18 protein-coding genes are annotated in these 22,074 nt (G+C 68.6%); 13 read left to right on the top strand and 5 right to left on the bottom strand.

The genetic code is table 11. The features are described 5' to 3' along the window. Window positions 1-128 precede the first annotated feature (128 nt). Genes RTK35_RS20325 through RTK35_RS20340 form a run of 4 tightly spaced genes read left to right on the top strand, consistent with a single transcriptional unit; the run spans window position 129 to window position 5,872 of the window. The gene (locus tag RTK35_RS20325) at window positions 129-2,396 is read left to right on the top strand and encodes an ATP-binding protein (RefSeq protein WP_316908830.1); all 2,268 of its coding nucleotides are present in this window, start codon (window positions 129-131) and stop codon (window positions 2,394-2,396) included. Between the two features lie 6 nt (window positions 2,397-2,402). Next, window positions 2,403-2,864 carry a response regulator gene (locus RTK35_RS20330; RefSeq protein ID WP_044400070.1) on the top strand — a complete coding sequence of 154 codons (462 nt, stop codon included), beginning with the start codon at window positions 2,403-2,405 and terminating at the stop codon, window positions 2,862-2,864. Between the two features lie 36 nt (window positions 2,865-2,900). Further along, entirely contained in the window at window positions 2,901-5,288 is a 2,388-nt protein-coding gene (locus RTK35_RS20335) for a response regulator (RefSeq protein ID WP_316908831.1), read from the top strand. Further along, on the top strand, window positions 5,285-5,872 hold the full coding sequence (locus RTK35_RS20340; protein ID WP_316908832.1) for a biliverdin-producing heme oxygenase: 588 nt from the start codon (window positions 5,285-5,287) through the stop codon (window positions 5,870-5,872). The genes RTK35_RS20335 and RTK35_RS20340 overlap by 4 nt, the downstream gene beginning before the upstream one ends. Before the next feature lie 421 nt (window positions 5,873-6,293). Here RTK35_RS20340 and RTK35_RS20345 read toward each other — a convergent pair whose 3' ends face one another. Further along, window positions 6,294-7,532, bottom strand: coding sequence for an NADH:flavin oxidoreductase/NADH oxidase family protein (locus tag RTK35_RS20345; RefSeq protein ID WP_316908833.1), 1,239 nt, complete (start codon window positions 7,530-7,532; stop codon window positions 6,294-6,296). 100 nt (window positions 7,533-7,632) lie between these two features. Here RTK35_RS20345 and RTK35_RS20350 point away from each other — a divergent pair, with 100 nt between their 5' ends. Next, window positions 7,633-8,058 (top strand): MerR family transcriptional regulator, encoded by a 426-nt coding sequence (locus tag RTK35_RS20350; RefSeq protein WP_182850855.1) that lies wholly within the window; start codon window positions 7,633-7,635, stop codon window positions 8,056-8,058. 144 nt (window positions 8,059-8,202) lie between these two features. Beyond that, window positions 8,203-8,685 carry a hypothetical protein gene (locus RTK35_RS20355; RefSeq protein ID WP_139233625.1) on the top strand — a complete coding sequence of 161 codons (483 nt, stop codon included), beginning with the start codon at window positions 8,203-8,205 and terminating at the stop codon, window positions 8,683-8,685. Window positions 8,686-8,698: 13 nt separating this feature from the next. Here the strand turns inward: RTK35_RS20355 and RTK35_RS20360 are convergent, their stop codons facing one another. Together RTK35_RS20360 and RTK35_RS20365 are read right to left on the bottom strand one after the other, a co-directional pair. Continuing rightward, window positions 8,699-9,394 (bottom strand): DUF4241 domain-containing protein, encoded by a 696-nt coding sequence (locus RTK35_RS20360; RefSeq protein ID WP_316908834.1) that lies wholly within the window; start codon window positions 9,392-9,394, stop codon window positions 8,699-8,701. Continuing rightward, window positions 9,391-9,675 carry a hypothetical protein gene (locus RTK35_RS20365; RefSeq protein WP_139233626.1) on the bottom strand — a complete coding sequence of 95 codons (285 nt, stop codon included), beginning with the start codon at window positions 9,673-9,675 and terminating at the stop codon, window positions 9,391-9,393. Before RTK35_RS20365 ends, RTK35_RS20360 begins: the two co-directional genes overlap by 4 nt. A gap of 339 nt (window positions 9,676-10,014) precedes the next feature. Between RTK35_RS20365 and RTK35_RS20370 the strand changes: the two genes are divergently transcribed. Then, window positions 10,015-10,659 (top strand): DUF6348 family protein, encoded by a 645-nt coding sequence (locus tag RTK35_RS20370; protein WP_282885901.1) that lies wholly within the window; start codon window positions 10,015-10,017, stop codon window positions 10,657-10,659. A gap of 533 nt (window positions 10,660-11,192) precedes the next feature. On the opposite strand, the gene RTK35_RS20375 is transcribed toward RTK35_RS20370, so the two are convergent. Further along, a complete protein-coding gene (locus tag RTK35_RS20375; protein ID WP_074973233.1) occupies window positions 11,193-11,564 on the bottom strand; it encodes a hypothetical protein in 372 nt (123 codons plus the stop codon). A gap of 39 nt (window positions 11,565-11,603) precedes the next feature. Then, window positions 11,604-11,981, bottom strand: coding sequence for a hypothetical protein (locus RTK35_RS20380; RefSeq protein ID WP_172434513.1), 378 nt, complete (start codon window positions 11,979-11,981; stop codon window positions 11,604-11,606). A 506-nt stretch (window positions 11,982-12,487) separates the two neighbouring features. Between RTK35_RS20380 and RTK35_RS20385 the strand changes: the two genes are divergently transcribed. The 6 genes from RTK35_RS20385 (at window position 12,488) to RTK35_RS20410 (ending at window position 22,042) form a co-directional block, all read left to right on the top strand. Beyond that, window positions 12,488-13,651, top strand: a complete 1,164-nt coding sequence (locus tag RTK35_RS20385) for an efflux RND transporter periplasmic adaptor subunit (protein WP_316908835.1) — start codon at window positions 12,488-12,490, stop codon at window positions 13,649-13,651. 15 nt (window positions 13,652-13,666) lie between these two features. Further along, window positions 13,667-16,804 (top strand): efflux RND transporter permease subunit, encoded by a 3,138-nt coding sequence (locus RTK35_RS20390; RefSeq protein WP_182850850.1) that lies wholly within the window; start codon window positions 13,667-13,669, stop codon window positions 16,802-16,804. A gap of 1 nt (window position 16,805) precedes the next feature. After that, window positions 16,806-18,251, top strand: coding sequence for an efflux transporter outer membrane subunit (locus RTK35_RS20395; RefSeq protein WP_316908836.1), 1,446 nt, complete (start codon window positions 16,806-16,808; stop codon window positions 18,249-18,251). Between the two features lie 253 nt (window positions 18,252-18,504). Then, on the top strand, window positions 18,505-19,839 hold the full coding sequence (locus tag RTK35_RS20400; protein ID WP_316908932.1) for an FAD-dependent oxidoreductase: 1,335 nt from the start codon (window positions 18,505-18,507) through the stop codon (window positions 19,837-19,839). A 109-nt stretch (window positions 19,840-19,948) separates the two neighbouring features. Continuing rightward, a complete protein-coding gene (locus RTK35_RS20405) occupies window positions 19,949-20,773 on the top strand; it encodes a helix-turn-helix transcriptional regulator (RefSeq protein WP_172434507.1) in 825 nt (274 codons plus the stop codon). Window positions 20,774-20,965: 192 nt separating this feature from the next. After that, a complete protein-coding gene (locus tag RTK35_RS20410) occupies window positions 20,966-22,042 on the top strand; it encodes a polyamine ABC transporter substrate-binding protein (protein WP_316908837.1) in 1,077 nt (358 codons plus the stop codon). The last annotated feature ends 32 nt before the right edge of the window (window positions 22,043-22,074 follow it).

Here is a 22,074-nt window from a genome sequence, read left to right on the forward strand (position 1 = left end):
GTTATGCCAGCAACGACTGCTGGTAGAGGTTCTGATAGTTTGTGCCCTCGTTCACGTCAGATCCGGCCTATTACCCGGTAAGTCGTGTGGGTTTTCCCCGCCGCGAGGACACGAAAGGAGATCGCGTTGTGACACCCATCGACAGCACCGAGGACCTGGCGGCTGCGACCGAAGCCTGTGCCAAAGAGCCCATCCACATCCCGGGCAGCATCCAGCCCCACGGTTTCATGCTGGTATTCGACGAAGGCCGTGGCTGCGTGGTGCAGGCCAGCGAGAACGTCCAGGACTGGCTCGGCCTGCCCGCCAGCGAACTGATCGGACTCCCGTTCGAGCGCCTCTTCGAGCACGCCGCCGTGCTCCAGGGCCGCCTGCAGGGGCTGGCCCAGGAAGATCCCAATCCCTTCCACCTGGGGGACGTACGCTTCGCCATCGGCCAGGAGCGCTCGCTCCCGGTGGCGATGATGGTGCACCGCCACGACCAGGTGCTGATCGCCGAGTTCGAGCCGGCCAGCGACGCCATCGCCGCCTACGGCAACTTCTACCCGCTGGTGCGCAGCTTCGTCGCCCGCCTGCAGGACGCCGACAATGTCGACGAACTGTGCCGCCACGCGGTGCAGGAGATGAAGCGCATCACCGGCTTCGGCCGGGTCAAGGCCTACCGCTTCGACGCCGAGGGCAACGGCCTGGTGCTGGCCGAAGAGGCCGACGAGGGCTACCCGCGCTACCTCGGCCTGTGCTTTCCCGCTTCCGACATCCCTCCCCAGGCCCGCGCGCTTTACCGCGCCAACCGCATCCGCGTGATCGAGGACGCCCACTACACGCCCTCGCCGCTGTACCCGGCGCAGAACCCGCTCACCGGGTGCCCGCTTGACCTCAGCTTCGCCGCCCTGCGCAGCGTCTCGCCGGTGCACCTGCAGTACATGCGCAACATGGGCACCCTGGCTTCCATGTCCGTCTCCATCGTGGTGCGTGGCGAGCTGTGGGGCCTGATCTCCTGCCACGACCTGCACCCCCGGGGCGTGGGCTTCCAGACCCGTACCGCCTGCGAAATGCTTGGCAGCGTGCTCTCGCTGCAGATCGAGAGCCGCGAGGCCCACGACCGCACCGAGCACCTGCTGAGCCTGCGCCAGCACATCGTCCAGATGCTCTCGGCCATGGCCGACCGCGACAGCATCAGCGGCGGCCTGCTGGCCCAGCCGGAGACCTTCCTCGGCTTCGCAAAGGCCAGCGGCGCAGCGATCATTTCCGCCGCCCGCTGCGACCTGGTGGGCGAGACCCCGCCCCAGGCCCAGGTGACGGCGCTGGTGCACTGGCTGGCCCGGCGCCCCGGCATCAACGTGTTCCACAGCGACAACGTCGGCCGCGACATCGACGAACTGCCCGAACTCGCCCGGCATGCCGCAGGTGTGCTGGCCGTGGCCATCTCGCAGATCCATTCCCACTACCTGGTGTGGTTCAAGCCCGAGCAGGCGCGCACCGTCGAATGGGCCGGGCGCCCGGAAAAGAGCGTCGACCCCAGCGGTGGCCTCAGCCCGCGGCACAGCTTCGAACGCTGGCAGCAGACCGTGCGCGGCTACTCGAGTCCCTGGGACCCGCTGGAGATCGAGGGCGTCTGGGAGCTGCGCACCGCCGTGCTCGGCATCGTCCTGCGCAAGGCCGAGGAGATGGCAGTGCTGGCCAGCGAGCTGAAGAAATCCAACAAGGAACTGGAAGCCTTCTCCTACAGCGTGTCCCACGACCTGCGCGCACCGTTGCGGCACATCGCGGGTTACGCCGAGCTGCTGGGGGAATTCGAAGGCAGTCGCCTGTCCGAACGGGGGCTGCGCTTCCTTGACCATATCGGCGAATCCGCCCGCTTCGCCGGCACCCTGGTGGACAACCTGCTGAGCTTCTCGCAGATGGGCCGCGCAGCCCTGCGCTTCTCCGACGTGGACCTGCAGGCCCTGGTGGACGCCATCCTCAAGGAGATGGAGCCGGACCTGGTAGGCCGCAACATCCAATGGCACATCGCCGGGCTGCCCACGCTCATCGCCGATGCCGCCTTCCTCCACTTGGCCATGCGCAACCTGCTGGCCAACGCCGTGAAGTACAGCCGCGACCGCGACCCGGCGGTGATCGAGGTCAGCGCCCGCACCGAGGGCGACGAAGTGGTGGTGACGGTGAGCGACAACGGCGTGGGCTTCGACATGGCGTACGCCGGCAAGCTGTTCGGCGTGTTCCAGCGCCTGCATCGCATGGAAGAGTTCGAGGGCACCGGCATCGGCCTGGCCAGTGTGCGCCGCATCATCGAACGCCACGACGGCCGCGTATGGGCCGAGGGACGCGTGGGCGAGGGCGCCCGATTTCATTTCGCACTGCCCCTGAGGGCGCAGCACAGTCAACTACCCACTGAGTGATTACCCATGCTCAAACCCATCCTGCTGGTCGAGGACAACCCCCACGACCTGGAACTCACGCTGGTCGCTTTGGAGCGCAGCCAGCTGGCCAACGATGTCGTCGTCATGCGTGACGGCGCCGACGCCCTCGATTACCTGTTGCGTCGCAACCACTACGCCCAGCGTGACGACGGCAACCCCGCCGTGCTGCTGCTGGACCTGAAGCTGCCCAAGGTCGACGGCCTGGAAGTGCTCAAGGTGGTGCGCGAGACGCCCGAGCTGCGCAGCATCCCCACCGTGATGCTGACCTCCTCCCGCGAGGAGCCGGACCTGCAGCGCGCCTACGAGCTGGGCGTGAACGCCTACGTGGTCAAGCCGGTCGAATTCAAGGAATTCGTCACCGCCATCTCCGACCTCGGCGTGTTCTGGGCCGTGCTCAACGAGCCGCCGCCGGGCTCGCTGCGACTGCAGCGCCGCCCCGGAAGCTGATACGGCCCGCCGACCCACAGGAAGCCCCCACACCCCATGCCGCAAACGCCACTCAAACTGCTGCTGGTCGAAGACAGCCCGCGGGACGCCGAACTGGCCCTGCTGATTCTGGAACGCAGCGGCCTCGAGGTCGACTCGACCCTGGTCTACCACCACGCCGGGGTCGAGCAGGCCCTGGCAGCCGCCACCTTCGACCTGATCCTCTGCGATTTCATCCTGCCCGGCTCGTCCGGCGCCCAGGCCCTGGAAGTGGCCCGGCGCATGGCGCCGAAGACGCCCTTCATCTTCCTCTCCGGCGTGTTCGGCGAAGAGCACGCGGTGGAAATGATGCGCCAGGGCGCCGTCGACTACGTGCTCAAGCAGAACCTCAGCCTGCTGCCCAAGGCCGTGGGCCGGGCCCTGGCCGAGGTGCGCGAGCGCGAGCGCCGGCGCCGCGCCGAAGAGGCGCTGATGGAGGTGGAGGTGCGTGCGCGCCTGGCCATCGATGCCGCGCGCATGGGCATGTGGGACTACAACCCGCAGACCGGCCGGCTGCTCTGGGACGAACGCTGCAAGGCCCTCTACGAACTGCCCCGGGACGCCGAGGTGGACCTGGTCACCTTCTTCGACCGCTGCCACCCCAAGGACCGCCCCCTGCTGGAGCGCAAGGTCCAGGAGGCGCTGGCTGTGGACAGCGGCAACGAGTACCAGGCCGAGTACCGCGTGCAGCTGCCGGGCGGGCGCGAGCGCTGGGTGCTCACCAGTGGCCGGGCCTTCTTCGAAGCGGGGCGCTGCGTGCGCTTCATCGGCGTGCTGCAGGACATCAGCGAGCAGAAGTACGCCACCGAGGCCCTGCAGCGGCTCAACGAAATGCTCGGCGAGCGCGTCGAACGGCGCACCCGCGAGCGCGACCGCACCTGGGAACTCTCCCGCGAGCTGCTGGCGGTGATGCGCTTCGACATGACGCCCATCGCCCTCAACCCCGCCTGGGAAGACACCCTCGGCCTCACCCGCGAGCAGCTCACCCGGGTGCAGCTGTGGCAGCTGATCCACCCCGACGACATCGAGGCGACCCTGCGCGAGACCGAGAGCGTGGCCGACGGCAACGTCTCCACCCGCTTCGTCAACCGCATGCGCCACACCGACGGGGACTACCGCTGGCTGTCCTGGACCATCGTCCCCGACGAGGGGCTGATGTACGCCGCCGTGCGCGACATCACCGGCGAGCGCGCGGTGCTCGACGAACTGGCCACCACCAACCAGCGCCTGCGCGAGCAGATCCGCGAGCGCGAACGCATCGAGGCGACCCTGCAGCAGATGCAGCGCCTGGAAGCCATCGGCCAGCTCACCGCCGGAGTCGCCCACGACTTCAACAACCTGCTCACCGTCATCCTCACCAGCGCTACCTTCCTCGAGCGCGACGTCGAGCGTGGCAACCACGAGCGCATCCTCGGCCGCCTGCACAACATCCGCGAGGCCGGCGAGCGCGGCGCCAAGCTCACCGGGCAGTTGCTGGCGTTCTCCCGCCGGCAGCGCCTGGAGCCGGTGCCGGTCAACCTCAACGACACCCTGCAGGGCCTGCTGGAGCTGCTGCAGCGCACCCTCGGCGGCGGCATCTGGGTGGAAACCCGCACCGCCCCCGACCTCTGGCGGGCGCTGGTGGACCCGACCCAGACCGAGATGATCATCCTCAACCTCGCCATCAACGCCCGCGACGCCATGCCCCAGGGCGGCACCCTGCGCCTGGTGACCTCCAACGAGGTGGTGCAGGCCGCCGCGCAGCGCCCCGAAGACCCGGAGCCGGGCCCCTATGTGGTGCTGAGCATCGAGGACACCGGCGTGGGCATGACCGAGGAGGTGCTGGCCAAGGCCTTCGAGCCGTTCTTCACCACCAAGGAGGTGGGCAAGGGCTCCGGGCTCGGCCTGGCCCAGGTGTTCGGCTTCGCCAAGCAGTCCGGCGGCGGCGTCAGCATCCACACCGAGCCGGGGCGCGGTACGCGGGTTAAGGTCTACCTGCCGTGCATTCACGACGACCCCGGCGAGGCCTGCGTCGAGCGCCCGGCGGCCGTGCCGGCACCGGGGCCGAGCAGCACCGCGCGGACCATCCTGCTGGTGGACGACGACCCCCGCGTGCGCGAGGTGACCGCCGCGCTGCTGGACTCGCTGGGCTACCGGGTGCTGGAGGTCGGCAGCGGCAGCGAAGCGTTGCAGCGCCTGGAACAGGGCGTCGACCTGCTGCTCACCGACTACGCCATGCCCGGCATGAACGGCGCCGAGCTGGCCAACCTGGCGCAGCAGCAGCGGCCCGATCTGCCCGTCATCTTCATCACCGGCTACGCCGAGCTGGGCGGGCTGGACCTGCCTGACCAGGTGGTGGTGCAGAAACCCTTCCGTGAAGCGGACATCGCCGCCAAGCTGCGCGCCGCCCTGGAGGAGCGCCCATGAGGGTGCGTGAGCAGCTGCGCCAGGCCGGCGCCCCGTGGCACGAGGCCGTGGACGCCGCCTTCTCCCGCTTCGACCTGGGCCAGGCGGACGGCTACCGCGCCTTCCTGCGCGCCCATGCCCGCGCCTTGCCGGGGCTGGAACAGGCCCTGGAGCAGGCCGGCATCGCCCAACTGGTGCCCGACTGGCCGGCACGTCGCCGCCGCCAGGCCCTGCTGGCGGACCTGGCCGACCTGGGGTTGCCGCCGCCACCGACAGCCGCCCCCAGCCTGGACGCCAAACCGGGCCTGCTCTGGGGCCTGGCCTACGTGCTGGAAGGCTCGCGCCTGGGCGGTCGACTGCTGGCCCGACAGGTCACCGGCGCCCAGGCTGACCTGCCCGTGCGCTACCTCGGCCACGGCCAGGACCAACCCCTCTGGCCCGACTTCCTCCGCCAGCTGGAAGCCCACGCCCACGACCTGCCCCAAGCCGACCTGGAACAGGGCGTGATCCTCGGCTTCCGCCACTTCCTGAACGCTGCCGAGCCCCCTGCCGAACAATCCGCAGGATGCGCTGAGCTCGGCGAACCGCATCGAATCCCCGCATGAGCCCGCCACGATGGGCTTCGCACAGCTCAGCCCATCCTACGTTTGTCGCCGCACCCTGCCGGACACTCCGCGCTTTACCAGTCCACCGCCTCGACGCACATCGGGCACCCGTAGGATGCGGTGAGCTCGGCGAACCGCATCGCCCCGTGCCCGAGCCCCGCCATGATGGGCTTCGCACAGCTCAGCCCATCCTACGTTTGTCGCCGTGCCCGGCCGGACACTCCGTGCTTCACCGGTCCACCATCTCGGCGTCAGACACGTAGCCCGGGCTTCAGCCCGGGGCCACGGCGCATCCCTGGGCTGAAGCCCAGGCTACGGCCGAGCGTAGGGTGGGCTTCAGCCCACCATCGGAGCCGGCGGCACACCCTTTGGTGGATGGATAAAGCGCCATCCACCGCACCGAGCATTGCCGTTCCCGAGCCTACCCCTCACTACGCTCCGCCATGAGCCGGCGGTAATGGCGGGTGCGGTGGAGGGTGTGCCATTGCTCCTTGAGCAAGGCGCGCAGGGGGGAGACGCCGGGGCGGGGGGATTGGCCGTCGCCGAGGCGACGCATCTGGTATTTCACGGCCGACATGTAGGCCAGCGCGGCGAGGGATTTGTTGCGCCAGCGGATGGGCGGCAGCTCGGCGCTGGCGGCGTTGTCGCCTTCACGCCAGCGGCGCGGCAGGGCCGGGTCCAGGGCCAGGGCGGTGGCGATACCGGCCAGGCTCACGCCGCTGGTGAGCACCTGCTCCACCACCGGCAGCCGGCGGATGCCGCCGGTGACCATCACCGGCATGCGCGCTTCGGTGGCCAGTTCACGGGCGAATTCCAGGAAGTACGCTTCCCGCGCGAGGGTGCGACCGTCCCGGGCATCGCCCTGCATGGCCGGTGCCTCGTAGCTGCCGCCGGAGAGTTCCACCAGGTCCACCGGCAGGTCGTTCAGCCACAGCAGCACCTGGCGGGCGTCTTGCGGCTCGAAGCCGCCGCGCTGGAAGTCCGCCGAGTTCAGCTTCACTCCCACGCCGAAGCGCGGTGATACCCGCGCCCGCACCGCCTTCACCACCTCCAGCAGCAGGCGCGCGCGGTTCTCCAGGGAACCGCCCCAGCGGTCCTGGCGGCGGTTGGTCAGCGGCGAGAGGAACTGGCTGAGCAGGTAGCCATGGGCAGCATGGATCTGCACGCCGTCGAAGCCGGCCTGCTCGGCCAGCACGGCGCTGTGGGCGAAGCGTTCGATCAGGGCGGCGATGTCCTGCTCCTCCAGCGCACGCGGGGTGGGGAACATCCGCGACAGGCTGCCCATCTCCAGGGCCACCGCCGACGGGGCCACGGTCGCCTGGCCGAGGTTGGCCTGCATCTGCCGGCCGGGGTGGTTCAGTTGCAGCCAGAACTGCGCGCCATGGGCCTTGCCCACCTTTGCCCATTCGCGGAAGCGCGGCAGCTGGCGGTCATCCTCCAGCACCACACCGCCGGGGCCGGTCATGGCGCGGGCGTCCACCATCACGTTGCCGCTGAGCAGCAACCCCACACCGCCTTCGGCCCAGGCCGCGTAGAGGCGCATCAGCGCATCGGACGGCGCCTGGCGGGGATCGGCGAGGTTCTCCTCCATGGAGGCCTTGGCGATGCGGTTGGGCAGGGTGGTGCCATTGGGCAGGCTGAACGGCTGGAAGGGCGACATGGTGGGTGTCCTCGGGCGGGCATCGACGAAAGGTAGAAGAGCTGCGGCAGAGCCTAAGGTTAAAGTCAGCTTCAAGGTCAATAGGTGGAGAACCCTTGCCATGAAAATCGGCGAACTGGCGCGACGCAGCGGCCTGACCGCCTCGCGCATCCGCTTCTACGAGGCCAGCGGCCTGATCGCCGCCCAGCGCCTGGGCAATGGCTACCGGGACTACCCCGAGCAAGCCCTCGCGGTGCTGGAGCTGATCGCCTGCGGCCAGCAGGCCGGCTTCAGCCTGGAGGAGATGCGCCACCTGCTGCCCAGCCCCGGCCAGGTGCACGGCAACCACGAGCGGATGCTGGAGGGCCTGCGGCGCAAGGTGGCGGAGATCGAGGCCATGCAGGCGCGCCTGGTGGTGGCCCGCGAGCGCCTCCTGCAGGTGATCGACAGCATTGAGGACAAGCCCGAGGGCATGGGCTGCCAGGAGAATGCCGAGCGCGTGCTGGGGCGCTTGCGCGGTGGCACACAGGCGCTGCCGCAGCGCTGAGTTGGCGTTTTTGCCGGGCCACTTCGCGGCGGCGCGGGACGTTTGCAGCGACACTGCGCGCGGTTCCGGGGCGCGCAGGGTTCGCCCATCGATCAGTCAGTGGAGGGCAGGGCAATGAAAGGGTTGGCAGCGGTGTGTGCAGGGATGGCGTTATCCACAGGGGCGGCCTGGGCAGGCGCATTGCCCGATCCGCAGGCATCCGGCGCGGCGGCCAAGGCGCCGGCAGTGCTGGAGCACTACGCGGGCGCGCTGGGCTGCAGCTTCTCGATGCCGGTGAAGACGCTGGTGCCCTTCACCGTGGTGGAGCCCGCCACCCTGGAGGAACACCCCCTGTACCTGGCGCTGTTCCAGGTGGACGAGGGCTGCGTGGGCGACGCAAGTGCAGTGCGCACCCACATCGCGGCGCTCCAGCCCGCTCGGAACGGCGGCCTCTATGTGGTGCCGGGTTATTCCCAGACCTCGCCCTACCTGCCCCAGCGCATCGACCGCCTGTTCGTCGAGGGCGAGGCATTGCGCTACACCGGCCAGGCCAGCCTGGACCCGGCCAACCCCGAGCCGCAGGCCGGCCAGCTGAGCCAGGAAGGCGGCCGCTGGATCGACGCCAACCTGGAGCCCCTGGGCGACTGAGCCGGCCCCGGCCTCAGTGCCAGGGCACCAGCAGGAAGTCGGTCACCACCGCCACCAGCCGGCCACTGGCGTCGTAGCCGAAGTAGCTGGGGTAGGCGCCGTCGCCATAGCCGCTGGAGAACAACGCCACGTTGCCGGCCTCGGTCGGCAGCAGGGTCCAGCTGCGGGTGTGCCGGTAGGTCCTGTCCAGCTCGGCCAGCAGGCGCTCGTCGAAGGCTTCGCCCTCCTGCTCGCGCTGCGCTTCGTAGCGGCGCAGGGCGGCGGCGTCCATGAAGCCGCCGGTGCCGCTGTCCACCCCGTAGCCGAAGAATTCGTCCGGGCCCAGGGTGCTCGGGTCCTGGCCGTCCACCAGGGCCATTTCCCAGCGGGTTGCCGCGCCGGGCGCGAAGACGATGCGGGCGAAGGCGATGCGCTCGTCCTCGCCGATCCGCGCGATGGCCAGTTGCAGCGGGAAGCGGCCCTTGGGCACCGCTTGGGTGAAAGGCGCGTCGCAGCTCACCAGCGGGTCACAGGCCACCAGTTGCCCGGTGGGCAGTTCCAGTTCGCCAATGGGCTGGGTGTAGAAGCGGTAGTCGATCCCTTCCACCTTGACCTGGTAGCCCTCGGCGAAGGCGGCATCGAAGGGCGGGTGGTTCATGGGGGCAACCTCCTCGGCGTGGAGCGTGGACAGGGCCAGCAGCAGGGGGAGGGCGGCGAGGGGGTGTTTCATTCGCAGCGGTACTCCAGGTGTGCGCCAGCGGCGGTGAACAGTTCATGCCATCGCTTGAGCTCATAGCTACTGGCGTTCAGCACCCGGAAGCGCCCCGTCTGCATACGCTCTCGGGCTTGTGCCGGAGTCAGTTGGGCGGCCAGCCGGAGGAGGGCGAACACCTTGATGGGCTGCTCGCCTGCGTCCAGAACCCACAGCGAGGGCTCCTCGGACCACGGGTGGTCGGGCGCCATGCTGCCGAAGCGGGCCACCAGATGCGCCAGAGCCTGGTCACTGGGCATGTTCGTGCATTCGCTAGCCGCCTCTCTGTGCTCAGCGCAGAACCACTCAAGCCCGACCGGGTGCCCTGCCGCGCGGGGCGCTAAGGGGCGGTAGTCGGCGAACCGGAACCAGCATCCGCAATCGACCAGCCCGCAGCACACGCAGGGCCTGCCGCAAAGCATGCAGATGGCGGCTCTCACCGCGGCCTCCGGATGGCGGTGCATGGGCCTATCAGGCAGGGCATTGGAAAAGCTCCCTCGCATTCATTGACGAACGACCGGCTCGTGATGCGGAAGCGCGGTACTCTACGCGCCGTTTCGGCCCGTGTCGGGCGCGCCATCATTGCATAAGGATCGAAGATGGAACCGGTCTCTGTTTCGCAGCTTCTGGCTGCACTGTTCGAAGCCCACGGTGTCGAGTTCGTCGTGCACGAAGGGTGGGTTGCGCCGGGTGGCCGGCTGCCGGCCATCCGCGCCACCTGGTATCCCCGTGGCAAGACCGGCCGGCTGGATGTGGACGTGCTGCTGGAGGATGACAACCGCCACTTCCAGGAAGCCTTCGCCGGCGTGGGGGAGGGCGAGGCCGGCCTGCGCGATGCCTGGGAGAACTTCTGCCGCAACAGCTTCCACGTGCTGCTCTCGGCACTCTGGGGCCGTGTCGACGAGGACCAGGTGACGGTGGAGACCTGGCAGGTGGGTGAGCAGCGCTTCGAGGCGCACCTGGGCAACTTCTGCACGCGCGGTGCCGACGGCAAGGTGCCGGCGCTGCCGGAGGACCTGTTCCCCAGCATCGAGGCGCAGATCCGCGCGCTGCCGCTGGATGGGCGCATCCACTGGTTCCGGCACTTCTTCTGCGCCTTCGACAACCAGCGCACGGTGGAGGCGCTGTTCGACAACGAGCCCTGGCAAGCCGGCATGGACAGCTTCGCGGGGCTGGCCTGGCAGGACTCCGAGGCCTATTACAGCGCGCGGAATTTCCTGGTGATCAAGCCTGTTAATGCCTGAGTTTGGTGTGGGGGGAGGGGGTAGTGGCCAGGGTGCACGGGTGCTCAGTTGATGAGTGAGTTCTGCGGAGGGTTTTTGTTTTGCCCTTCGACCGTTCATGAGCAAGAAAGAGCTTCCCGCTTGATCAGTAGAGGGGCACAAGCTCGAAGCGCACTCGGGACTGGTGTTTGACTAAGACGTTGAAGCAGGGAGACTGCCCCTTCAGGAGGCCGAGCGGAGTCGTTGTGGAAGGGGTTGAGCGACATGGATGTCGCGAGAGCGCTGCCGGGCCATGGATGGCCCGTCAGCGCGTGCCCCTGGAACGACGATGGAGCGAGGGGAGTCCCGCGTAGCGGGACCCGTATGCAGGGGCAAGCCCTTTTGGCTCCTTTTGGGGCGACTGCCAAAAGGGGCTCGCCCGGGGGGGCGAAACAAAAGACATCAACAACTCTCGATAACCAACCTCTAATACCCATTCCCCTCGCCACCAACAGTCCCTCCTCAAACAAAAAGCCCCGCATCATGCGGGGCTTCTTGTTGGGCGAGGCGGCGGATCAACGGTTGTTGTAGCCGTCTTCGCTCGGGTCGTAGGTGATCTGGTAGACGTTGAAGTTGGCACCGGTGGCGCCTACGCCGGTGTAGGTGATGCGGCCTTGGCCCTTGTACAGCTCTTCCATGCGCATGGCGTCGCTGCCGAAGTAGAAGGGGATGAACATCTTGCCGGTCATGCGGTTGTAGCTGTCGGTGGGCTGGCCGATCAGGTCATGCACCTGCTTCATGGACATGCCGGGCTGGACCTTGGCAAAGGGGCTGCCCGCCGGGATCTGGCCGATGATCTGTTGTTGCGGGGCACGCGGCGAGGAGCCGCAGGCGGCCAGCAGGCCCATGGCGGCGATCAGGCCGATGTGCAGGATCTTGGTACGCATTGAATCTCTCCAGAGGGTGACGGTAATTCAGCGGGCTGCTCAGCCCTTGTAGCCTTTCTCGACCAATTCCGTGGTCACTTCCTTGGCCGCCTGCACGCACTCTTCGTGAGTGCTGTCGAGGAACCTCAGGAAATGCCAGGCACCGTCCTTCTTCATCGCGAAGCCTTGCATGTCGCCGGTGTCCTGGCCGTCGGCCCGGACGCTGTTGACGGTCTGGCAGGCGGCGATGCCGTCGATTTCGGTGAATTCACCGAACTTGTAGACGTCCTTCACCAGCAGGTTGTCGATCACCACCTTCTGGACTTCGGATTCGGAGGAGTTGCAGCCACCGAGCACGGCGGCGAGCCCCACCGCGACGGCGCAGCGGAGCAGGTTGGCAGGGGTGGAGCGGCGTTTCAGGGCGTGGAAAACAGTCATGACGCAATCATCCATGTGGGTTCTTGTTGGGCGTGGAGCGCCTGGTTGTCACTGCAAATTCACAGAAGAAGTTGTTTGTCGAGGTTCACTCCCGCTCGGGAACGCTATTTTCCAGCCACGACGAAAAGCCACGACTTGGCGGCAGGATCAGCGGAATTCAGGGGGATTTTGCAGATACTCGCGAGGGTGTTTCTGGGTCGCTTTGTACTTGCAATCCTTTGCAACATTTGTACAGCGAAGCGGAATCTGACAGGGGCGTAAGAAATATTCAACGGAAATCGTATGACAATCTGAAGGCCGTCACAGCGGCGCAATCGCCCTCCCTTGCCGCTCCAAGGTCATGCCTGAAGAGGGCCGTATGCCTCTTGGCTCATGAGGTGCCCGCCCCGCCTCCACACGATCTCCACAAAACCTCGAATCAATCCCAACGGTGGGCCGCCAGACTCGCGTTTTCTGGGCTTTCGGCCGTTCTGGCCGGGGCCGTTCATCCGTGAGGGCAGTGGGTCATGGGATTGCTGAAGGGGCGGCTGCGTGCCGTGTGGATCGGGGTATTCGCGTTTGGCCTGGCGGGGTGTGAGCCGTCGCCGACGGCGGAGGAGGGCATGCCGCCGGCGCGGGTCACGGTGATGACCCTGGCGCCGACCGAGCTGGTGGTCGACGAGGACCTGCCAGGGCGTGTCGCGGCCCTGCGCACGGCGGAGATCCGCCCCCAGGTCAGCGGCATCCTGCAGCGCACGCTGTTCAGCCAGGGCGCCGAGATCCAGGCCGGGACGGCGCTGTTCCAGATCAACCCGGCGCCCTTCAAGGCCGAGGTGGAAACCGCGGCCGCCGCCCTGCAGCGTGCGCGGGCGGTGCTGGATCGCGCGCGCATCCAGGCCGAGCGGCTGGCGCCGCTGGTGCGGGCCGAGGCGGTGAGCCGGCAGGTGTATGACGACGCCGTGTCCCAGCGCGAGCAGGCGGCTGCCGACGTGGCCCAGGCCCAGGCGGTGCTGGCGCGGCGGCAGCTGGACCTGCGCTTCGCCACGGTGGAGGCGCCGATCTCCGGGCGCATCGACCAGACCCTGGTCTCCGAAGGGGCACTGGTGACTTCGACCGATGCCTCGCCCATGGCCACCCTGCAGCAGATCGACCAGGTGTACGTGGACGTGCGCCAGTCCGCCGCCTCCCTCGAACGCCTGCGCGAAGCGCTGGAGGCGCGGGGCGGGCCCGGCGACGGCGGGCTGCCGGTGCAGATCCTCGGCAGCAGCGGCAAGCCCTACGACCTGCACGCACGCATCCTGTTCTCCGGCATCAACGTCGATGCCGGCACCGGCGATGTGCTGCTGCGCGTGCTGGTGGACAACCCCGAGCGGCGCCTGTTGCCGGGCATGTTCGTGCGGGCGCGGGTGGTGCGGGCGCATTACCCGGCGGCCCTGGCTGTGCCGCAGCAGGCGGTGGTGCGCGCCGGCGAGGCGGCCAGCGTGTGGGTGATCGACGAGCAGCAGCAGGCCAAGCGGATCGCCGTCGAGCTGGGCGAGCTGGTGGACCGCCGCTACCGCATCGCCGCCGGCCTCGGTGCCGGCCAGCGGGTGGTGGTGGAAGGCATCGAGCGCCTGGAGGAGGGCGCCGCCGTCGACCCGCGCCCCTGGCAGCCCAGTGTGGCCGCCGGGTTGGCCGCCACCGCGCACTGAGTCGAGGAGACGACCATGCCGCAGTTCTTCATCGAGCGCCCGGTGTTCGCCTGGGTGATCGCCTTGTTCATCGTGCTGTTCGGGGTGATCGCCATCCCGCAGCTGCCGATTGCCCGCTACCCCTCGGTGGCGCCGCCGTCGGTGACGCTCTATGCCTCCTACCCCGGCGCCACGCCGCAGACCCTGGACGACTCGGTGGTGAGCCTGATCGAGCGCGAGCTGTCCGGGGTCAAGAACCTGCTCTATTTCGAGTCCTCGGTGGACACCTCCGGCTCGGCGCAGATCACCGCCACCTTCAAGCCCGGTACCGACCCCGAGCTGGCCCAGGTGGACGTGCAGAACCGCATCAAGGCGGTGGAGCCGCGCCTGCCCCAGGTGGTGCGGCAGAGTGGCTTGCAGGTGGAGTCCGCGGCCTCCGGCTTCCTGATGATGGTGGGCATGACCTCGCCGGACGGGCGCTTCGACGAGGTGGCGCTGAACGACTATCTGGCGCGCAACATTGTGCAGGAGCTGCGGCGCATCGACGGCGTCGGGCGCGTGCAGCTGTTCGGCGCCGAGCAGGCCATGCGCATCTGGGTGGACCCGCACCAACTGACCGCCTACGGCCTGACCATGGGCGACCTGGCCCAGGCCATCGAACAGCAGAACGCGCAGATCGCCCCCGGCCGGGTCGGCGATGAGCCGACGCTGCCCGGCCAGCGGGTGACCGTGCCGCTGACGGTGGAGGGGCAACTGTCCAGCCCGGAGCAGTTCGCCGCCATCGTGCTGCGCGCCGGCGCCGACGGCTCGCGGGTGGTGATCGGTGACGTCGCGCGGGTGGAGCTGGGCGCGCAGTCCTACGGCTTCGCCAACCGCGAGAACGGCGTGGCGGCTACCAGTGCGGCCATCCAGCTGTCGCCCGGGGCCAACGCCGTGCGCACCGCCCAGGCCGTGCGCGACCGGCTCGCCGAGCTGGCGCCGAGCATGCCGGCGGGCATGGGCTATTCCGTCCCGTTCGACACGGCGCCCTTCGTCAAGGTCTCCATCGAGAAGGTGGTGCAGACGCTGTTCGAGGCCATGGTGCTGGTGTTCCTGGTCATGTACCTGTTCCTGCAGAACGTGCGCTACACGCTGATCCCGGCCATCGTCGCGCCCATCGCCCTGCTGGGCACCTTCGCGGTGATGCTGGTGGCGGGTTTCTCCATCAACACCCTGACCATGTTCGGCATGGTGCTGGCCATCGGCATCATCGTCGACGACGCCATCGTGGTGGTGGAGAACGTCGAGCGGCTGATGGCCAGCCACGGCCTGTCGCCGCGGGAGGCCACTGCGCGGGCCATGAAGGAGATCAGCGGCGCGGTGGTGGGCATCACCCTGGTGCTAACCGCGGTGTTCATCCCCATGGCGTTCGGCTCCGGCTCGGTGGGGGTGATCTACCAGCAGTTCACCCTGTCGATGGCGGTGTCGATCCTGTTCTCGGCCTTCCTCGCGCTGACCCTGACCCCGGCGCTGTGCGCCACGCTGCTGCACCCGGTGGCGCCCGGGCACCACGCCCGGCGCGGCTTCTTCGGCGCCTTCAACCGCGGCTTCGAGCGGCTGACCGAGCGCTACACCGGCGGCGTGGCCGGCATGGTCGCCCACAGCGGACGGATGATGGCGGGCTTCGCCGCGCTCTGCGGCGTGCTGGCGCTGGCGGCGTACCAGTTGCCGTCGTCCTTCCTGCCGGAGGAGGACCAGGGCTACTTCATGACCTCCATCCAGTTGCCCACCGGCGCCACTGCCGAACGCACCCTGGACGTGGTGCGCACCTTCGAGGCCCACGTGGCCAGCCGCCCGGCGCTGGAGGCGAACCTGGTGGTGCTGGGCTTCAGCTTCTCCGGCTCCGGCCCCAACGCCGCCATGGCCTTCACCATGCTCAAGGACTGGGACCAGCGTGACGGCGCCACGGCCGGCGAGGAGTCGGCCCTGGCCCAGGCGGCGATGGCGGAGATTCCCGAGGGCACGGTGATGAGCCTGCTGCCGCCGGCCATCGACGAGCTGGGCACTTCTTCCGGTTTCACCCTGTTCCTCCAGGACCGCGCCGGCCGGGGCGAGGCGGCGCTGCGCGAGGCCCAGGCGCAACTGCTCAAGCTGGCGGCGCAGAGCAGCGTGGTGAGCGATGTGTACCCGGACGGCCTGCCGCCGGGGCCGAGCATTCGCCTGGAGATCGACCGGCGCAAGGCTGAGGCCATGGGCGTGTCGTTCGCGGCGGTGAGCAGCACCCTGTCGGCGGCCATGGGCTCGCTCTACGTCAATGACTTCCCCAATGCCGGGCGCATGCAGCAGGTCATCCTCCAGGCGGACGCTGCCGCGCGCATGCAGCTGGACGACGTGCTCGGCCTGCGGGTGCGCAACGCCGCCGGCGGCATGGTGCCGCTGCGCGAGGTGGTGACGCCGATCTGGACCGAGTCGCCGCAGCAGATGATGCGCTTCCAGGGGTTCCCGGCGGTGCGCATCGCCGGCGGCCCCGCGCCGGGCGTGTCCAGTGGCGACGCCATGGCCGAGATGGAGCGGCTGGTGGCACAGCTGCCGGCGGGCTTCGCCGTGGCCTGGACCGGGCAGTCCCTGCAGGAGCGTCAGTCGGCGGCCCAGGCGCCGCTGCTGATGCTGCTCTCCGCGCTGGTGGTGTTCCTGGTGCTGGCGGCGCTGTACGAGAGCTGGTCCATCCCGCTGTCGGTGATGCTGGTAGTGCCGCTGGGCCTGCTGGGCGCGGTGGCGGCGGTGATGCTGCGCGGCTTGCCCAACGACGTGTTCTTCAAGGTGGGGATGATCACCATCATCGGCCTCTCGGCGAAGAACGCGATCCTCATCGTCGAGTTCGCCCGCCAGTTGCACGCCGAAGGCCGCAGCCTGGCGGAGGCGGCGGTGATGGCGGCGCGCCTGCGCCTGCGGCCGATCCTGATGACCTCGCTGGCCTTCACCCTCGGCGTGGTGCCGCTGATGCTCGCCTCCGGCGCCAGCGCCGAGACCCAGCACGCCATCGGCACCGGGGTGTTCGGCGGCATGCTCAGCGGCACGCTGCTGGCGGTGTGCTTCGTGCCGGCGTTCTTCGTGTTCGTCATCGGCCTGCAGGAGCGCCTCGGCGCCCGGCGGGCCCGACGCACCGCCCCCCAATCCCCGCGCGAGGAGGCCTGAGATGCGCCTGTTGATCCCGCTGGCCCTGGCCGCGAGCCTTGGCGCCTGTTCCCTGGTGCCACCCCTGGAGCGGCCCGCACCGCCAGTGCCGGCGCAGTTCCCGCAGCTGGCGGGCGCTCCGTCCGTCGCGGCCGCGCCGCTGCCAGGCTGGCGCCGCATGTTCGGCGACCCGCGCCTGCAGCGCCTGATCGAACGGGCGCTGGAGCAGAACCGCGACCTGCGCCTGGCGGCCCTCAATGTGGAGGCGACCCAGGCGATGTTCCGCATCCAGTCTTCCGCTCGCCTGCCCTCGGTGGCGCTGGAGGCCAACCAGACCCGCGAGCGGGCCCTGGCGGCCGATTCCAGCGAGCGCTCCAGCCGCACGGTGAGCAAACAGGTGGGGGTGAACCTGGGCGTCAGCGCGTTCGAGCTGGACCTGTTCGGCCGCGTGCGGGCGCTCTCCGATGCCGCGCTGGCGCGCTACTTCGCCAGCGAAGAGGGGCGTGACGCCGCGCAGGTGGCGCTGCTGGGGGCGGTGGCCGATGCCTACTTCGCCCAGCAACTGGCCGCCGAGCAGCAGCAACTGGCCGAGCAGACCCTGGCGGACTGGGAGCAATCCCTGGCCCTGGCGCGCCTGTTGAAGCAGGCCGACCAGAACAGCGCGCTGGACGTGGCCCAGGCCGAAGGCCAGGTGGCCACCGCCCAGGCCGATCTGGAGGCGCGCCGACGTGCCCGCGCCCAGGCGGATAACGCCCTGCAGCTGCTGGTGGGCGGTGAACTGCCGACTGATCTGCCGCCGGCCCTGTCACTGGCGCAGCAGCCGTTGCTCGGTCGCCTGCCGGCAGGGTTGCCGTCGGAGCTGCTACTGGCCCGGCCCGACCTGCGCCAGGCCGAGCAAGTGCTGGAAGCGGCGAACGCGGACGTCGGCGCGGCGCGGGCGGCGTTCTTCCCGCAGATCTCCCTGACCGCCTCCTTCGGTTATGCCAGCACCTCGCTGGACGGGTTGTTCGACCCGTCCCGGCAGGTCTGGCGCTTCGCCCCGCAACTGACGGTGCCGCTGTTCCAGGGCGGGCGCTTGCGGGCGGAACTGCGCCTGGCCAAGGTGCGCAAATCCGAGGCGGTGGCGCAGTACGAGCGGGCCATCCAGATCGCCTTCCGCGAGGTGGCGGACGCCCTGGCGGGCACGGCCACCTTCGACCGGCAGATCGACGCTCAGCTGCAAGCCGTCAGCGCCGCCGAGCGCCGGCTGGACCTCTCCGGCCAGCGCTACCGCGCGGGGCTCGATGGCCGGCTGGAATTGCTCGATGCCCAGCGCCAGCTGTATGCCGCGCGCCAGGCACTGCTGGAGCTGCGCCGGGAGAGGACCAGCAACGCCGTGGCCCTCTACAAGGCCCTGGGCGGTGGCCTGAACGCGCAGGACGGGGACGCGCCGGCGTCCCTGGCGGGGGCATATGCCGAGCGTGGCTGAGTGGCGTGGCCGACGCTCGCGCTGGCGTGCGCTTTACTGATGCGCTCCACCTGTTCTCCACACAAGCTCGAACGAATGGCAATGCAGGCCCCTCAGACTGGCACCGATCGGCCTCGCCCGGTCCGGTGCCTGCCTATGCGGGGGCCATGGCGGTGTGAGGCCGCAAGTTGAATTCTTGAGGTGATACATGAAGCGTCGACATTTCATTCTGGCTACAGGCAGTTTGCTGGGGGCGTCCCTGCCCTTGTCCCCCGTGTTGGCCAATGGCCTGGGAACCCAGGGCCAGCGCGCAGGGCGAGCGGACCCGGGGCAGGCCGATGTGCTGGTGATCGGTGCCGGCATCGCCGGGCTGGCCGCCGCTCGCAAACTGCACGATGCCGGGTACCGGGTGATCGTCATCGAGGCGCGCGACCGCCTGGGGGGACGGTTGATGACCCACCAGGCGTGGGACGGGATCAATGTCGACCTTGGGGCGACCTGGATCCACGGGGCCGGCCCCAACAACCCCATTGCGCGGCTGGCCAAGCAGGTTGGCGCGCGGTTGGCCACCACCAGTACCGATCGCACCGAGACCTTCGGCAGCGACGGCCATCGCTACGACGACGATGAGGAGGAGGCACTGGAGGCGCTGCGGGAAGCCATCGAGGATGCCATCGAGCAGACGCAGGACAGCGACGAGGACCGTCCGCTGGGTGATGCCGTGCGCGAGGAGATGGACTACCGGTCCCTGGGGCTGGCCCAGCGTCGGCAGGTCGACTTCCTGCTCAACACCACCTACGAACACGAGTACGGCGAGAGCGTCCAGGCGCTTTCCTTGCACACCTTCGACAGCGGCGGTGAGTACGCTGGCGACGAGGCATTGTTCCTGGACGGCTACCGGGTGCTGGTGGAGCACCTGGCCAAGGGGTTGGACATCCGTCTGGGTCAGGTCGTCAGCGCCATCGACAGCGAGGACGAAGGCGTTACCGTCCGCGTCGGCGGGCGCAGCTACCAGGCTGCCCAGGTGTTGCTGAGCGTGCCGCTGGGCGTGCTCAAGAGCGGGGCGATCGACTTCTCCCCGGCGCTTCCGCCCGAGAAGATCCGGGCCATCGAAGGGCTGGGGGTCGGGGTGCTGAACAAGTGCTGCCTGAAGTTCCCCGAGGCCTTCTGGGACACCCGGACGGACTGGATCAACATGGTGCCGGAGCAGCATGGGCAGTGGGCTGAGTGGGTGAGCCTGGCGCGGGCGACCGGTGCGCCGATCCTGATCGGCTTCAACGCGGCGGACTTCGGGCGCGAGATTGAGGGCTGGACCGACGAGGCGATCGTGGAGGACGCGATGACGCGCCTGCGAGCGGTGTACGGCCCGGACATCCCGCAGCCCAGTGACTGGGCGATCACCCGCTGGGCGAGCGATCCCCATGCGCTGGGCTCCTACTCCTGCAACGTGGTGGGTTCCACGGTGCCGATGCGCAACGACTTGGCGTCGCCCGTCGACGGCAAGCTGTTCTTCGCCGGCGAGGCCACCGACGAGTCCTTCTACCAGACGGTGCATGGCGCCTATGCCTCGGGCCTGCGGGCGGCGAACGAACTGATGCAGGCGAGCTGAGCCGCGCCGCTGGTCAACAGGCCGCCCCCGCAACGGGGCGGCCGCTGACCGGGATGGACTCCGTTGACTATCATCCGCGCGAACTGTCCGCCATCACGAGTCACCCGCCATGACTGCCACGACCCACCTGCCGGACGACGCCGAGCAGACCGAGCTGACGCGCAAGACCATCCTGCTCTACCGCGAAGGCTGGCGGACTGGTGACCTGGAAGGGCTCCTGAAGCTCTACCACCCCGACGTGGAGTACCACGACTACTCCAGCAACCGCCTGATGCGCCTGCCGGAGCTGAGGGCGTTCGTCTACGAGAGCCTGCCGCGCCTGAGCGGCGAGCTGCTGGAGCACACCGACCGCATCCGCATCGACGGCCACACCGCGTTCATCCAGTACCGCATCTGCCTGCATGGCAGCCGTGGCCTGGTGGCCTTTCGATCCAGCGAGGCGATCACCGTGTGCGATGGCCTGGTCTGGCGGGTGAACGAGTACGCCAACCTGGAGCGCATCGAGCCGGATGGTTCCACCGCATCGGACAGCCGCCCGGCGCTGAGCCGTCTGGGGCTCTCGCCCCGGCAGATCGGGATCATGGCGTGCGACCTGGAGAACTACTTCCAGCACCAGCGCCCCTACCTCGACCCCGACCTGGACCTGCAGCAGGTGGCCGCCGCCACCGGCTACACGCGCAACCAGATCTCCCACCTGCTCAACCAGGTGCTGGGGCAGAGCTTCTATCGCTACGTCAACCAGGCACGCCTGAACCACCTGCTGGAGCGCTTGCACCAGAGCCCCGAGAGCGGGCGTGTCGACGACTGGGCCTTCGCGGCGGGGTTCAACTCCCTTTCGGCCTTCTACAAGTGCTTTCGCGAGCGCATGGGCATGACCCCCAAGGCCTACCAGGCGCAGCTTTCCACGCGGGCCCGCGCGCAAGACAAGCCCTGAGCGGCTTCATTAGCCTCGAACGCGCCGGGCCAGTGGCGCCGGTGCCGTTCCGGGCCCGTGCCCGCTCGTATCCAGGGTGCTCTCTTCGTCGGCGCGATGCGCTAGGCGGTCTTTGCAGACCGGCTTCGCGGCGTGTTGCAGCCGGCTTTTCAGTGACTGCAGACAACAAGAAAACTCCCCCGAGGTGGCGTCATGCTGAAAAAACTCATCCCCCTCCTGCTGCTGGCCAGCGCAAGCCAGGCAGCCGAGGAAGTCCGCGTGTACAACTGGAGCGCCTACGTGGCCGACGATACGTTGGCCAAGTTCACCGCCCAGACGTCGATCGGTGTGCACTACGACGTCTACGACAGCAACGAGATCCTCGATGCGAAGCTGATGGCCGGGCACTCCGGCTATGACGTGGTGTTCCCCTCCAACCACTTCATGGTCCGGCAGATCCAGGGCGGTGCGCTGAAGAAGCTGGACCGCTCCAAGCTGCCGAACTGGAAGAACCTCGACCCCCGGCTGCTCAAGGCCACGGCGGTGAACGACCCGGGCAACCAGTACGGCTTTCCCTACGTCTGGGGCACCACCGGCATCGGCTACAACGTGGACAAGGTGCGCGCGGTACTCGGCGCCGATCACCCGATCGACAGCTGGGACCTGATCTTCAAGCCGGAAACCCTCGCCAAGCTTTCCACCTGCGGCGTGGCGGTGCTGGACAATGCGCCGGAGCTGCTGCCCATCGCCCTGCACTACCTGGGGCTGCCGCACCACAGCACGGAGCCGGAGGACTACAAGAAGGCCGAGGCCTTGCTCAAGCAGATGCGCAAGCACGTCACCTACTTCCACTCCTCGAAGTACGTCACCGACCTGGCCAATGGCGATGTGTGCCTGGTGGTGGGTTTCTCCGGGGATGTGCTGCAGGCGGCGGCCAGCGCCAATGAAGCGAAGAACGGCATCCACATCGAATACATGGTGCCGAAGGAGGGCTCGACGACCTGGTTCGACATGGTGGCCATGCCCGTGGACGCCAAGGATGAGGATGCCGGCTACGCCTTCATGAACTACCTGCTGCAACCCGAGGTGATGGCCTCGGTCACCAATGCCATCAAGTACGCCAATGGCAACCAGGCGGCGGACGCCCTGGTGGACCCGGCCATCCGTGCGGACAACAAGGTGTACCCCTCGCCGGAGGTCTTCGGCACGTTGTTTGCGCTCGAGGCCGTTCCGCCGCGTATCGACCGGCTCCGCACGCGGATCTGGAACAGCGTGATCACTGGGCACTGACCGCCAGGCCCCGCTCCGCGCGAGGTTGGGGC

The sequence above is a fragment of the Pseudomonas sp. zfem003 genome, from assembly GCF_032621675.1.
Taxonomy (GTDB): domain Bacteria; phylum Pseudomonadota; class Gammaproteobacteria; order Pseudomonadales; family Pseudomonadaceae; genus Metapseudomonas; species Metapseudomonas otitidis.

Excerpts from the sequence above, each read along its gene's own strand:
- RTK35_RS20390 (WP_182850850.1), top strand. The coding sequence starts at position 13,667 with ATGCCGCAGTTCTTCATCGAGCGCCCGGTGTTCGCCTGGGTGATCGCC.
- RTK35_RS20355 (WP_139233625.1), top strand. The coding sequence starts at position 8,203 with ATGGCGTTATCCACAGGGGCGGCCTGGGCAGGCGCATTGCCCGATCCG.
- RTK35_RS20350 (WP_182850855.1), top strand. The coding sequence starts at position 7,633 with ATGAAAATCGGCGAACTGGCGCGACGCAGCGGCCTGACCGCCTCGCGC.
- RTK35_RS20345 (WP_316908833.1), bottom strand. The coding sequence starts at position 7,532 with ATGTCGCCCTTCCAGCCGTTCAGCCTGCCCAATGGCACCACCCTGCCC.
- RTK35_RS20375 (WP_074973233.1), bottom strand. The coding sequence starts at position 11,564 with ATGCGTACCAAGATCCTGCACATCGGCCTGATCGCCGCCATGGGCCTG.
- RTK35_RS20340 (WP_316908832.1), top strand. The coding sequence starts at position 5,285 with ATGAGGGTGCGTGAGCAGCTGCGCCAGGCCGGCGCCCCGTGGCACGAG.
- RTK35_RS20405 (WP_172434507.1), top strand. The coding sequence starts at position 19,949 with ATGACTGCCACGACCCACCTGCCGGACGACGCCGAGCAGACCGAGCTG.
- RTK35_RS20410 (WP_316908837.1), top strand. The coding sequence starts at position 20,966 with ATGCTGAAAAAACTCATCCCCCTCCTGCTGCTGGCCAGCGCAAGCCAG.
- RTK35_RS20380 (WP_172434513.1), bottom strand. The coding sequence starts at position 11,981 with ATGACTGTTTTCCACGCCCTGAAACGCCGCTCCACCCCTGCCAACCTG.
- RTK35_RS20385 (WP_316908835.1), top strand. The coding sequence starts at position 12,488 with ATGGGATTGCTGAAGGGGCGGCTGCGTGCCGTGTGGATCGGGGTATTC.
- RTK35_RS20335 (WP_316908831.1), top strand. The coding sequence starts at position 2,901 with ATGCCGCAAACGCCACTCAAACTGCTGCTGGTCGAAGACAGCCCGCGG.
- RTK35_RS20365 (WP_139233626.1), bottom strand. The coding sequence starts at position 9,675 with ATGCCCAGTGACCAGGCTCTGGCGCATCTGGTGGCCCGCTTCGGCAGC.
- RTK35_RS20330 (WP_044400070.1), top strand. The coding sequence starts at position 2,403 with ATGCTCAAACCCATCCTGCTGGTCGAGGACAACCCCCACGACCTGGAA.
- RTK35_RS20395 (WP_316908836.1), top strand. The coding sequence starts at position 16,806 with ATGCGCCTGTTGATCCCGCTGGCCCTGGCCGCGAGCCTTGGCGCCTGT.
- RTK35_RS20370 (WP_282885901.1), top strand. The coding sequence starts at position 10,015 with ATGGAACCGGTCTCTGTTTCGCAGCTTCTGGCTGCACTGTTCGAAGCC.
- RTK35_RS20360 (WP_316908834.1), bottom strand. The coding sequence starts at position 9,394 with ATGAAACACCCCCTCGCCGCCCTCCCCCTGCTGCTGGCCCTGTCCACG.